Origin of the sequence: Synechococcus sp. CCY 9618 (assembly GCF_019038415.1) — a bacterium.
In the GTDB taxonomy this organism is placed as follows: domain Bacteria; phylum Cyanobacteriota; class Cyanobacteriia; order PCC-6307; family Cyanobiaceae; genus Cyanobium.
The window spans coordinates 1-12,403 of the sequence record NZ_JAFKRG010000012.1 but is presented as its reverse complement, the minus strand read 5'-3'; the positions used below and the strand labels follow the sequence as shown (position 1 = coordinate 12,403).

General features: G+C 69.3%; 12 protein-coding genes. 6 read left to right on the top strand and 6 right to left on the bottom strand.

Features of this window, described 5'->3' with window-relative positions; genetic code table 11:
- Positions 1-31: 31 nt before the first annotated feature.
- The 3 genes from rpoB to rpsT form a co-directional block, all read right to left on the bottom strand.
- Positions 32-3,322 (bottom strand): DNA-directed RNA polymerase subunit beta, encoded by a 3,291-nt coding sequence (gene rpoB / locus KUG41_RS04075; RefSeq protein WP_216901392.1) that lies wholly within the window; start codon positions 3,320-3,322, stop codon positions 32-34.
- A gap of 254 nt (positions 3,323-3,576) precedes the next feature.
- Positions 3,577-4,395 (bottom strand): TatD family hydrolase, encoded by an 819-nt coding sequence (locus KUG41_RS04070; RefSeq protein ID WP_216901359.1) that lies wholly within the window; start codon positions 4,393-4,395, stop codon positions 3,577-3,579.
- A 17-nt stretch (positions 4,396-4,412) separates the two neighbouring features.
- Complete coding sequence (gene rpsT, locus KUG41_RS04065; protein ID WP_216901357.1) at positions 4,413-4,715, bottom strand: 30S ribosomal protein S20; 303 nt, start codon at positions 4,713-4,715, stop codon at positions 4,413-4,415.
- Between the two features lie 172 nt (positions 4,716-4,887).
- On the opposite strand from rpsT, the gene hisD reads away from it, so the two are divergent.
- Positions 4,888-6,186 carry a histidinol dehydrogenase gene (gene hisD, locus KUG41_RS04060; RefSeq protein ID WP_254216822.1) on the top strand — a complete coding sequence of 433 codons (1,299 nt, stop codon included), beginning with the start codon at positions 4,888-4,890 and terminating at the stop codon, positions 6,184-6,186.
- A 10-nt stretch (positions 6,187-6,196) separates the two neighbouring features.
- Here the strand turns inward: hisD and rpiA are convergent, their stop codons facing one another.
- Genes rpiA through KUG41_RS04045 form a run of 3 tightly spaced genes read right to left on the bottom strand, consistent with a single transcriptional unit; the run spans position 6,197 to position 8,918 of the window.
- Positions 6,197-6,910, bottom strand: coding sequence for a ribose-5-phosphate isomerase RpiA (gene rpiA, locus KUG41_RS04055; RefSeq protein WP_216901353.1), 714 nt, complete (start codon positions 6,908-6,910; stop codon positions 6,197-6,199).
- 47 nt (positions 6,911-6,957) lie between these two features.
- On the bottom strand, positions 6,958-8,109 hold the full coding sequence (locus KUG41_RS04050) for a trypsin-like peptidase domain-containing protein (protein ID WP_216901351.1): 1,152 nt from the start codon (positions 8,107-8,109) through the stop codon (positions 6,958-6,960).
- A complete protein-coding gene (locus KUG41_RS04045) occupies positions 8,079-8,918 on the bottom strand; it encodes a metallophosphoesterase (RefSeq protein ID WP_216901349.1) in 840 nt (279 codons plus the stop codon). Before KUG41_RS04045 ends, KUG41_RS04050 begins: the two co-directional genes overlap by 31 nt.
- An 80-nt stretch (positions 8,919-8,998) precedes the next feature.
- Here KUG41_RS04045 and KUG41_RS04040 point away from each other — a divergent pair, with 80 nt between their 5' ends.
- The 5 genes from KUG41_RS04040 to KUG41_RS04020 form a co-directional block, all read left to right on the top strand.
- Positions 8,999-9,283, top strand: coding sequence for a hypothetical protein (locus KUG41_RS04040; RefSeq protein ID WP_216901347.1), 285 nt, complete (start codon positions 8,999-9,001; stop codon positions 9,281-9,283).
- 143 nt (positions 9,284-9,426) lie between these two features.
- Positions 9,427-9,900: a ribosome assembly cofactor RimP gene (locus KUG41_RS04035; protein ID WP_216901345.1), complete on the top strand. Its 474-nt coding sequence runs from the start codon at positions 9,427-9,429 to the stop codon at positions 9,898-9,900.
- A 52-nt stretch (positions 9,901-9,952) separates the two neighbouring features.
- On the top strand, positions 9,953-11,320 hold the full coding sequence (gene nusA / locus KUG41_RS04030) for a transcription termination factor NusA (RefSeq protein WP_216901343.1): 1,368 nt from the start codon (positions 9,953-9,955) through the stop codon (positions 11,318-11,320).
- On the top strand, positions 11,317-11,673 hold the full coding sequence (locus KUG41_RS04025; RefSeq protein WP_371734022.1) for a YlxR family protein: 357 nt from the start codon (positions 11,317-11,319) through the stop codon (positions 11,671-11,673). The genes nusA and KUG41_RS04025 overlap by 4 nt, the downstream gene beginning before the upstream one ends.
- Positions 11,670-12,403 (top strand): translation initiation factor IF-2 N-terminal domain-containing protein (locus KUG41_RS04020; protein WP_216901341.1); only part of this gene is annotated, 734 nt, incomplete at its 3' end. The genes KUG41_RS04025 and KUG41_RS04020, both read left to right, overlap by 4 nt.

Below are 12,403 nucleotides of genomic sequence, written 5' to 3'. Positions count from 1 at the left end.
GCGGAGAGTTCAGAACCGGTGAATCAAGCGATCAGTCGTCGTCGTAATCCGCGACACCGAGGGATTCGTAGGTGGGCCGGCTGGGGGTGCTGCGGCGGGGGTTGACGTCCTGCATCAGGTCGACTTCCTCGCCGGCGTCGGTGTAGACGGCGATGTCCAGGCCCAGGGACTGGAGCTCGCGCATCAGCACCTTGAACGACTCGGGTGTGCCCGGCCGTGGAATCGGCTTGCCCTTGACGATGGCGTTGAGCGCCTCGTTGCGGCCCTGCATGTCGTCGGACTTGACGGTGAGCAGTTCCTGCAGGGTGTAGGCGGCGCCGTAGGCCTCCAGGGCCCAGACCTCCATCTCGCCGAGGCGCTGGCCGCCCTGCTGGGCCTTGCCGCCCAGGGGCTGCTGGGTCACCAGGGAGTAGGGACCGGTGGAGCGGGCGTGGATCTTGTCGTCCACCAGGTGCACCAGCTTGAGGATATGGGCGTAGCCCACCGTGACCGGCTGATCGAACGGTTCGCCGGTGCGGCCATCGATCAGCTGGATCTTGCCGGGGTTGGTAGGGTCGTAGACCCAGTCCTTGCCGGGCAGCTTGGCGGCTTCCTCCAGATAGGCCTGCACGGTCTGCTTCGATTTCTCGGGGCCGTACATCTCATCGAAGGGCACCACCTTGACGCGGCAGTCGAGGTGGGAGGAGGCCCAGCCCATCAGGCACTCGAACACCTGGCCCACATTCATGCGGCTCGGCACCCCCAGGGGGTTGAGCACGATGTCGATGGGGGTGCCGTCGGGCAGGTAGGGCATGTCCTCCCGGGGAAGGATGCGGCTGATGATGCCCTTGTTGCCGTGGCGGCCGGCCATCTTGTCGCCCACCTGGATCTTGCGGCGCTGGGCCACGTAGACCCGCACCACCATGTTCGCCCCCGGCGGCAGCTCGTCGCCCTGCTCGCGGGTGTAGATGCGCACATCCACCACCCGGCCCCGCTCGGTGCTGGGCACCCGCAGGGAGTTGTCGCGCACGTCGCGGGCCTTCTCACCGAAGATGGCGCGCAGCAGCTTCTCCTCGGGAGGCTGGTCGGATTCGCCCTTGGGGGTCACCTTGCCCACCAGGATGTCGCCCGATTCGACGTAGGCGCCGATGCGGATGATGCCCATCTCGTCGAGGTGGCCCAGGCTTTCCTCGGCGACGTTGGGGATCTCCCTGGTGATCTCCTCGGGGCCGAGCTTGGTCTGGCGGGCCTCGATCTCGTACTTCTCGATGTGCACCGAGGTGTAGAGGTCGTCCTGCACCAGCCGATCACTGACGAGGATGGCATCCTCGTAGTTGTAGCCCTCCCATGGCATGTAGGCGATCAGAACGTTCTGGCCCAGGGCGATCTCACCGCCCTCGCAGGCCGAACCGTTGGCCAGCACCTGACCGGCGATCACCTCATCCCCCTGGCGCACGATCGGGCGCTGGTTGAGGCAGGTGTCCTGGTTGGAGCGCTGGTACTTCTGCAGGAAGTGGGTGTGATCGCGGCCCTGGTCGTCACGGATCACGATGGCGGTGGCATCCACGAAGGAGACCGTGCCGTTCACCTTCGTGATCGGCACCATGCCGGAGTCGCGGGCGACCTGGGTTTCCAGGCCCGTGCCCACCAGGGGCCGCTCCGGCCGCAGCAGGGGCACGGCCTGACGCTGCATGTTGGAACCCATCAGGGCCCGGTTGGCGTCATCGTGCTCGAGGAAGGGGATCAGGGAGGTGGCCACAGAGATCACCTGCACCGGTGACAGCTGGACGTAGTCCACCTGCTCGGGGGGCACCTTCTCGAAGTCCTGGCGGTAGCGGACCGGCACCAGGTCGAGGGTGATCCGGCCGTCGGCGTCGGTGGGAACGTCACCGGGGGCCACCCGGCATTCGTCCTCCAGATCGGCCGAGAGATAGAGGGGGTCGCCCTGCTTGATCACGATGCCGTCCTCCACCCGCCAGAAGGGGGTTTCGATGAAGCCGTACTCGTTGACGCGGGCATGGGTGGCCAGCGAACCGATCAGGCCGGCGTTGGGGCCTTCCGGGGTCTCGATCGGACAGATCCGGCCGTAGTGGGAGGGGTGAATGTCGCGCACGGCGAAGCCGGCCCGCTCCCGGGTGAGGCCCCCGGGGCCGAGGGCGCTGATGCGGCGCTTGTGGGTCAGCTCGGCCAGGGGGTTGGTCTGATCCATGAACTGGCTCAGCTGGCTGGAGCCGAAGAACTCCTTCACCGCTGCCACCAGGGGTTTGGGGTTCACCAGCTGGGCGGGGGTGAGCGATTCGGTCTCGCCCACGGTCATGCGTTCCTTGATGATCCGCTCGAGGCGGTTCAGTCCCACCCGCACCTGGTTCTGCAGCAGCTCGCCAACGGAGCGCACCCGGCGGTTGCCCAGGTGGTCGATGTCGTCGAGGCTGGCGCCGCCCACGTCGAGTTCCAGGTTGATCAGGTAGTCGATCGTGGAGAGCACGTCCTCGGCGGTGAGGGTGCGCACCGCATCGGGAATGGTGAGCCGCAGCTTCTTGTTGATCTTGTAGCGGCCCACCCGGCCGAGGTCGTAGCGCTTGGGATCGAAGAATCGGCTGTGCAGCAGTTGCTGACCGCCACTCACCGAGGGGGGTTCGCCGGGCCGCAGTTTCTTGTAGAGCTCCAGCAGGGCCTGGTCCTCGGAGCTGATGCCCTCGTCGTTGGAGGCCTCGATCGATTTCTGGTAGTACTCCGGGTGCCGCAGCTTGTCGAGCACGTCGTTGTCGGAGAGGCCGATGGCCCGCATCAGCACGTGGGCGTTGATCTTGCGGGTCTTGTCGACACGGACGTGCAGCAGATCGTTCTTGTCAGTCTCGAACTTCAGCCAGGCGCCCCGGTTGGGGATCAGGCTGGCGTTGAAGGTCTTACGGCCGTTCTTGTCCTGTTCGTCCTTGAAGTAGACACCGGGGCTGCGGACGATCTGGTTGACGATCACCCGCTCGGCACCGTTGATGATGAAGGTGCCGCGCTCGGTCATCAGGGGAAGCTCCCCGATGAACACCTCCTGCTCCTTGATCTCACCGGTCTCCTTGTTGACCAGGCGACAGGTGACATACATCTGGGAGGCGAAGGTGGCGTCGCGACGCTTGGCCTCCTCCACGTCGTGGCGCGGGCGTTTCAGGCGATACTGATCGCCGATGAAATGCAGCTCGAGCTTGCCGGTGTAGTCAGTGATCGGAGAGAAGCTGTCCAGCTCCTCGATCAGGCCCTTCTCCAGGAACCATTTGAAGCTCGCCCTCTGTACCTCCACGAGATCGGGAAGGTAAGTGACGGTCTTGGCGACCTGGATCGCGCTGCTCATGCGGTGGACCTGCAGGAACGGTGGTGGTGGGGCGGGCCTGGACGGGGAAGGGGGCTCCGGCGGCGGTGTTCCGCTGCCGGGTGGGGCCATGCGAACAGGCGCTTCAGCCGAAGCGGTGGTCCCGGGGTACGGAACCACCGCTCAGGTGGAGGCGCCTAGATGGCTCGCTGTTGGATTGCCGACTCGGGAATTGCCGACTCAATGGATGCCGTCGTGGACAAAAAGAGCGCTTCCGCTTCCAGGCCAATAAGACATCATACAACCTCGAGGGGCAGACTGAACAGACGTGCCGCGTTGGCGGTCGTCGCGGAAGCAACCTGTCCCAGGGTTTCCCCCCGCAGGTCGGCCACCCGGGCCGCCACCGCCGCCACGTAGGCGGGCTCGTTGCGTTTGCCGCGGCGGGGCACCGGCGCCAGGAACGGGCAGTCGGTCTCCACCAGGTAGCGGTCGGCCGGCACCTGGCGAGCGCAGGCGTGGGTGGGCTCCGCCTTGGCGAAGGTGACCGTGCCGCTGAAGCTGATGTAGAGGCCCAGCGCGAGAAAACTCTCCATCTCCTCGGGGGTGCCCCCCCAGCAGTGCATCACGCCCCGGGGACAGCGGCCATCCCGCTGACGCTGGCGCAGTTCGGCCAGCATCGGTTCGGCCGCGTCCCTGCAGTGGATGATCACCGGCAGATCCAGCGCCGTCGCCAGGTCCAGCTGGGGCCGCAGCACCGCCAGCTGCTCGTCGAGGTTGGTGGCGCGGAACAGATCAAGACCGAGTTCGCCGATGGCCACCACCCGCCCGTCGGCCCGGGCGGCGGCCTCCAGCACATGGGCGGTGTCGGCTTGCCAGTGCTCCGTGTCGAGGGGGTGGACGCCGACGGCATAGCGCAGTTCGGGAAACCGGTCGGCAAGGGCGCGGATCGCCGGGATCTCCGCCGGTTCGACGCAGGCATGCACCAGAGCCTTCACCCCCGCTTCCCGCCAGCGGAGGGACACCTCATCGAGATCCGCATCGAAGTTGCGGAACACGATGTGGCAGTGGCTGTCCACCAGGGATGGCGCAGCCTCGAGGGTGGGGGTGGCGCTCATGCGGTGGAGGGCTGCGCTCAGGCGCCGGGAGCGGGCTCGAGAACCTGCTTCACCGCCACGCTCAGCCGCGACTTCTGGTTCGCGCCGGTGTTCCTGTGCACCACACCCACCTTGACGGCCTTGTCGATCTTGCTGAAGGCGGCGTTCATGGACGCCTCGACGGCGGCCCTGGCCTCATCGCCGGGCTGCTGGCCGTAGGCGCTGCAGGCCGTCAAACAGCGCTTCATCAGCGTGCGCAGTGACGATTTGTAGGTGCGGTTGCGCAGGCGATTGCGTTCGGCGATCTCGATGCGTTTCTTCGAAGACTTGTTATTGGCCACAGGCGTAGGGGCGCTGACTCGGCAAACGGGGATCCTACCCCCCAGGCCCTGGCCGGTCCCAGGCCCTAGTTTCGGAACAGTCCTCCGCCCCCGGCGCCGTCCCGTGGTCGCTTCCACCCCCGCCAGCAGCAGCACCGCCGGCAGCCCCATTCCTGCCAGCGAACGGCCGCGCCTGCGGATCGCCTGCCTCCGGGATCGGGATGAGGCAGGGAAACGGCTCGAAGCGATCGCCGCCCGCACCGAGGGCGCCCAGATGCATCAGGAGGAACAGCGGGTGGCCGCGATCCTGGAGCAGGTGCGCCACGGCGGCGATGCCGCCCTGATGGAGCTGAGCGAACGCTTTGATGGCCTGCGACCTGATCCTTTGCGGGTGCCCCCAGGACGGCTGGCCCAGGCCTGGCAGGACTGCCCCGACCCCCTGCGCCGGGCCCTCGACCTGGCTCACGACCGGATCCTCGATTTCCACCGCCGCCAGCGGCCGGCGGATCTGGCGGTGAGAGGCCCCCATGGCGAGCGGCTCGGACGCCGCTGGCGCCCCGTGCAGCTGGCGGGTATCTACGTGCCCGGCGGCCGGGCCTCCTACCCCAGCACGGTGCTGATGAATGCCATACCCGCCCGGGTGGCCGGTGTCGAACGGCTGGTGATGGTGACCCCGCCCGGGCCCGGCGGCGAGCCGAACGCCACGGTGCTGGCGGCCGCCCACCGGGCCGGCGTGGAGGAGGTGTACCGGGTGGGCGGTGCCCAGGCGATCGGGGCCCTGGCCTACGGCACAGCCACCATCCCGGCTGTCGACGTGATCACCGGTCCGGGCAACCTCTATGTGACCCTGGCCAAGAAGGCCGTCTACGGCAGTGTGGGCATCGATTCCCTGGCGGGCCCCAGCGAGGTGCTGGTGATCGCCGACCACACCGCCCGGCCGGCCCAAGTGGCCGCCGACCTGATGGCCCAGGCGGAGCACGACCCCCTGGCCGCCGCGATCCTGATCACCACCAGTGAGGCCCTGGCCGTCGCCCTGCCGGCCGCCATCGAGGCCCAGCTGGAACACCACCCCCGCGCCGCCATCACCCTGCAGGCCCTCAACACCTGGGGCCTGATCGTGGTCTGCTCCGATCTGGAGGAAGCCGCGGCCCTCAGCGACCGCTTCGCCCCCGAGCACCTGGAGCTGCTGGTGGAGCAGCCCGAGCCCCTGGCCGAGCGGATCCGCCATGCCGGGGCCATCTTCCTGGGCCCATGGTCGCCGGAGGCGGTGGGCGACTATCTGGCCGGCCCCAACCACACCCTGCCCACCTCCGGCACGGCCCGCTTCGCCGGCGCCCTGTGCGTGGAAACGTTCCTGCGTCACACCAGCCTGATCCAGTTCAACCGGAAAGCCCTCGAGGCCACCGGGCCGGCGGTGGTGACCCTGGCCGAGAGCGAAGGACTGCACAGCCACGCTGAATCGGTGCGCCAGCGGCTCACCGGCGCCGACTGAGCGGGCGGGATCAGCGGCGGGTCAGATTCCGCACCCGGGGCTCTCCCGCCTCGATCTCCCCGACAAGCACCTGATCGGCCAGGTTCACGAACAGGCCGTTCTCCAGCACCCCGGGGATGTTGTTGATCGTCGCCTCCAGGGTGGCGGGATCGCCGATGCCCCCCTCGAAGGCCGCATCCAGCACCAGGTTGCCCTGGTCGGTCACGACAGGCCCGGCCTTGCGCACCGCCATGCGCAGCTCCACCCGACTGCCCAGGGCGGTGAGTTCATCGCTCACCTGGCGCCAGGCACCGGGCAGCACCTCCACCGGCAGCAGAAAATCCAGGTTGAGACGCTCCACCAGCTTGGTGGCGTCCACCACCACCACAAAACGGTCGGCCCGGCAGGCCACCAGCTTCTCCTGCACATGGCAGGCGCCTCCCCCCTTGATCAGCTGGAAGGAGGGATCCACCTCGTCGGCGCCGTCGATGGCCAGATCGATGCGTTTGACCGCATTCAGGGCCATCAGGGGGATGCCCAGCTCGGCGGCCAGCACCTCCCCCTGGAAGGAGGTGGTGACCCCGACGATGTCGGTGAACTCCCCCTGGCGCAGCTTCTGACCCAGGGCCCGGATCATCAGGGCCGCGGTCGAACCGGAGCCCAGCCCCACCACCATCCCGTCACGCATCTGCTCCACCGCCGCCGTGGCCACGGCCTCCTTCATCCGGTCCTGGAGGTCGGACATCGGTGTGCCTGCCTGGGATGGAGCCGACCGTAGCAAGGGAGTCTTCCCTAGCCGGCCTTGGGAAGAGCCGCCGGGCGGATCGACAGCTGGAGCTCCCGCTGGCCCCGCACCACCCGCAGCGGCAGGGGCTGACCCACCTGGGCCTGCTCCACCTGCTGCAGCAGGGCCGAAGGGGTGTTGACGGGCTGGTCGGCGATGGCCACCACCAGATCGCCGCGGTGCAGGCCGGCGGCCTCCGCCGGGCTCTCGGGCAGGACCCGCTGCACCAGGGCCCCGTCCCTCTCGGGGAGCTGCAGCAGGGCATCGGGATCGCGGTTGTTGTCGCGGGCCACCCGGGCTGTGAGCGGCACCAGCTGCAGGCCCAGGTAGGGATGGACCACCGTGCCGCCCTCGCCCAGCTGTCCGGCCACCCGCTTGGCCAGGTTGATCGGGATGGCGAAGCCAAGCCCGGCCCCGGGGCCGGAGCGCACCAGGGTGTTGATGCCGATCACTTCACCGGCGGCATTGATCAGGGGCCCCCCTGAATTGCCGGGGTTGATGGCCGCATCGGTCTGGATCAGGTCAAGGCGCTTGTCGGAGAAGCCGAGGCTGTTGATGTCGCGGTGGAGGCTGCTGACAATGCCCAGGGTGACGGTGCGCTCCAGGCCGTAGGGACTGCCCAGGGCGATGGCCCAGTCGCCCACCTCGAGGGCCTCCGAATCCCCCAGGGGAGCGGCGCGCAGGTCGCCCTTGCCGGGAATGCGCACCACCGCCAGGTCGGTGACTGGATCGGTGCCGACCACCGACCCGTCCAGCTGGCGGCCGTCGGCCATGGTCACGGTCACCGTGTCCACCTTGTCGACCACGTGGGCATTGGTGAGGACCAGGCCCTGGCGGCCGTCGATCACCACCCCCGAACCCTGGCCCCTTTCCCGCATGCTGCTGGAGGGGTCGCCGAACAGATCCCGCAGCAGAGGATCCATCAGGGTCGGATCGAAGGACTGCCGCGCCACCTGGCGCTCGGTGTCGATCCGCACCACCGCCGGCCCCACCCGCCGGGCCGCATCGGCCACGAAGCTGTGGGGGGTGAGGCTGGGGGGATCGGCGCCCTCAAGGGCCGAGGCGGGCAGGGGCCCCCAGGCGATCACAAGCACCAGGAGCAGAGCCAGCAGTTCCCGCAGACGCCGGGTCAGGGAAGAAAGGGAGAGGAACCGTTGCATGGCAGGAGGCTAGGGCCGTCGACGGGGCCCCAGCGCAGCAACCGCTGCCGAAGCATGCCGTCGCGCCCGAGGTCGAGCCAGCGGCCGCCCGGGTCATCCGCCCGCCCCAGGGGACAGGGCTGCACCGGTCCGAAACCGCACAGGGTGGAGGGACACCCCAGCAGGGACACCTCAGGGCGGCCCGGCAGGGTCCCCTGCCAGTGCTGGTGGACGTGGCCGAAGACCAGACCCCGCAGGCCGGCCACCGGCCGCAGCAGATCCAGGAGCGCCTCCCCGTCGCGCAGGCCGATGGCATCCATGCCGGCGTCACCGATCGCCACCGGGGGATGGTGCACCGCCACCAGCAGGGCGGTGTCTGCGCCTGTGGGCCCAGCGGCCAGCTGGCGCCCGAGCCAGGCCAGCTGGGCAGGGCCCAGTTCGCCGGCGACGTCACCGCTGCGATGGCTGTCGAGCAGCAGCAGCCGCCAGGGAGCGGCGTCGATCACGGCCGGGGCGGTCACCGCTCGACGTCCCAGGGCGGCCCGCAGCAGGGCCGGATGGTCGTGGTTACCCGCCAGCAGGGCCACCGGCAGACATCGGCCCTCAAGGGCTTCCTCCAGCAGGTCCCCCAGCCGGACATACCCTCCCCAGGTCTCGTCCTGGCAGAGATCACCGCTGATCAGCAGCATCTCGGGCGCCTCCCCGGCGGCCTGCAGCTGGTCCAGGCCCTGCCCCAGCCCATGGCGGAGCAGGGGCAGGGCCGGCCGGCCGCGACACCGCCCGGCCGGATCGGAGAGCAGATGGGGGTCACTCAGTTGAAGAATTCGCATGGGAGCGGGTCTCCGGCCGGCCCGGCCCCGACCGGAGGCGCGGAATCGGCTTAACTTTGCCCCCAGTCCTCCCCGAGGCCATGGCGACCATCCCTCCCGGCAGCCGGAAGCGCTGCACCCTCTGCCAGGTGGAGATCCAGGGGGGCCCCGGAGGCAACGATCTGGTTCATTTCAGCCAGGGAGCCCCCGGCAGCCGCGCCAAGCTCTGGGCCCGGGTCTGTCAGTACCTGCGCACGCCCGAGCAGTGCGGCCAGTGCCTCAACCAGGACCTCAGCCTGCGGGGCGAGGTCACCGAAAACGACTACTACGCAGAGGCGCCGGTGCTCGAGATTCCCATGCCCCCTGAGGCCAATCCTCTAGGGTGAAGCCGTGCCCGCCGGGCATCACCCTTTCATCCCCAGCACCGTTCCCCTGACCGGCGAACGTTCCTGAGGCGGGGGCAGTGGATCACTGCAGCGCACGGCGGACCATCCCGCCAGCGGGAGTTCCCTCCCCACGCCGCACCTCCTTGCCCCATCCCCTGACCGACAACCTGGAGCAACTGGCACGACCAGTCGCCCGGGCCGCGCATCTCGAGGTGCGCTCGGTGGAGGTGCTGGCCCACCGCATTCCCCTCACGGTCGTCGTGCGGGTGCAGCGGGCCGACGGCACGGACGTCCATCTCGATGAGTGCGCCGCCGTGAGCGGTCCGCTTGCCGAGGCCCTCGAAGCCTCCGGACTGCTGACCATGGCCTACGTGCTCGAGGTGAGCAGCCCCGGCATCGGTGAGGATCTCCTCTCCGATCGGGAGTTCACCAGTTTCCGCGGCTTTCCCGTCGAGGTGCTGCTGCGGCGGGCCGACGGCGCGGAAACGAGCCACCGGGGCCACCTGCTCAGCCGGGACGAGCAGGTCGTCCAGCTCAACGCCAGGGGCCGCATCCTGCGCCTCCCCCGTGGGGAGGTGCTGCGGGTGCGGCTGACGGAAGCACCGTCCGATTCCTGATCCTCCCCGGAACCTCCTTCCCTTCCTCTCCTTTCCCCCTGCCTCCGAGTCCATGGCCCTGGTTCTGCTCCCCGGTCTCAACAACCTGATCGAGGACATCAGCGAAGAGAAGAAGCTGGCCCCCCAGGTGGTGGAGGCCGCCCTGCGGGAAGCACTGCTGAAGGGCTACGAGCGCTACCGCCGCACCCTCTACCTGGGCATCAGCGAGGACCCCTTCGAAGAGGACTACTTCAGCAATTTCGACGTGGCCCTCGATCTCGATGAGGAGGGCTACAGGGTGCTGGCCAGCAAGATCATCGTCGAGGAGGTGGAGAGCGACGACCACCAGATCGCTGTGGAAGAGGTTCGCCAGGTGGCCGAGGACGCCCAGATCGGCGACACGGTGGTGCTGGACGTGACACCGGAGAAGGATGACTTCGGCCGTATGGCCGCCGCCACCACCAAGCAGGTGCTGGCCCAGAAGCTGCGCGACCAGCAGCGCCGGATGATCCAGGAGGAGTTCGCCGATCTGGAGGATCCCGTGCTCACCGCCCGGGTGATCCGCTTCGAGCGCCAGTCGATCATCATGGCCGTCAGTTCAGGCCTGGGCCGGCCGGAGGTGGAGGCGGAGCTTCCCCGCCGCGACCAGCTGCCCAACGACAACTACAGGGCCAACGCCACCTTCAAGGTCTTTCTCAAGGAGGTGAGCGAGGTGCCCCGGCGCGGCCCCCAGCTGTTCGTCTCCCGGGCCAATGCGGGACTGGTGGTGTACCTGTTCGAGAACGAGGTGCCCGAGATCCAGGAGGGTTCGGTGCGCATCGTCGCGGTGGCCCGGGAGGCCAACCCACCCTCCCGTGCCGTCGGCCCGCGCACCAAGGTCGCCGTCGACAGCGTCGAGCGGGAAGTGGATCCGGTGGGCGCCTGCATCGGTGCCCGCGGCTCCCGCATCCAGCAGGTGGTGAACGAGCTGCGCGGCGAGAAGATCGACGTGATCCGCTGGTCGCCGGACCCGGCCCAGTACCTGGCCAACTCCCTCAGTCCCGCCCGGGTCGATACGGTGCGACTGGTGGATCCCGAAGGCCACCATGCCCATGTGCTCGTGCCTCCCGACCAGCTCAGCCTGGCCATCGGTCGGGAAGGCCAGAACGTGCGCCTGGCAGCCCGTCTGACCGGCTGGAAGATCGACATCAAGAATTCCCAGGAGTACGACCAGCTGGCCGAGGATCAGACCGTGGCGGCCCTGATCGCCCAGCGCCAGGAGGAGGAGGCCCTCCAGGCTGAAGCCGAGGCCCGTCTCGAGGCCGAACAGGCCACCCGCGCCGAGGAGGATGCCCGGCTGCGGGAGCTCTATCCCGTCCCCGAGGACGAGGAGGAGTCCTACATCGGCGAAGATCCGCAGGGCGTCACCGAAGCCGTCCTGGAAGGGGAGGAGGTCCGGTGACGTCCCCGGCGCAGCGGCCCGTGCTTCGCCGCTGCGTGTCCTGTCGTCGCCTGCGCGACCGCAGCCTGCTCTGGCGGGTGGTGCGCCTGGCCGACGGGACCGTCAGCCTCGATGACGGCATGGGGCGCTCCGCCTATCTCTGCCCCGAGGCCGACTGCCTGGAGGAGGCCCGGCGCCGCAGACGCCTGCAGCGGGGACTGCGTTGCGCAGTGAGCGAGGCCATCCTCACCAGCCTTCAGGCACGTCTCGAGCGCTCGGGCCCGCAACCTCTGAGGCAAGATGATCCATGGTCGCCACGTGCGAGCGGCCCCGGGGTCCTTTCGGCCCCACCGTACGGAGACCTTCCTGAATGACCAGCAGCGGCAAAGTGAGAATCTACGAGCTGTCCAAGGACCTGGGCCTGGACAACAAGGACGTGCTCGATGCCGCCGAGAAGCTCTCCATTGCAGCCAAGAGCCACAGCAGCTCGATCAGCGATGACGAGGCCTCCCGCATCCGGACGCTGATCGGTGTGAACGTCGGCGGCCAGGCCCCGAGACGTCCCGAGCCTCCGGCCCCCACCCCCCCCGCCAAGGCGATCCTGGCGGTCAAGAAGGCCGCTCCCGAGCCGGTGGCCGCACCGCGGTCCTCCTCCCCGGCGGCCGCAGCGCCGAGTGCCCCCCCGCCGGCCGGCCGGCCGGTGGCGGCCCGACCCGCGGCCCAGCCGCCAGCACCCTCCCGGCCCGAGGCTGCGGCGGCGCGCCCCAGGCCCGGAGCGGCAGCAGCTCCGGCGCCGGCGCGACCCCGCCCCGTGGAGCCCGGCAAACCCGCCGGTCGTCCCCAGACGATCGTGGGCAAACCCGCCAGCGCTGGTTCTGCTCCCCCGACGCGACCGGTCGTGGCCGCCCCCGCGCGCCCGGCACCGGTGGCGCCTCCGGCCAAACCGATGGCCGCGCCCAAGCCGCCGGGCCCGGTGCCGGTGAACCGCGCCTCCCAGCCCCCCGTCCGGGCCGGCTCTCCCCAGCGCCCCGCGACCCCCAGCCCCAGCCGTCCCGGCCAGCCCACCCGACCCCCGGCCAGCCGGCCCCAGCTGGTGGGCCGTCC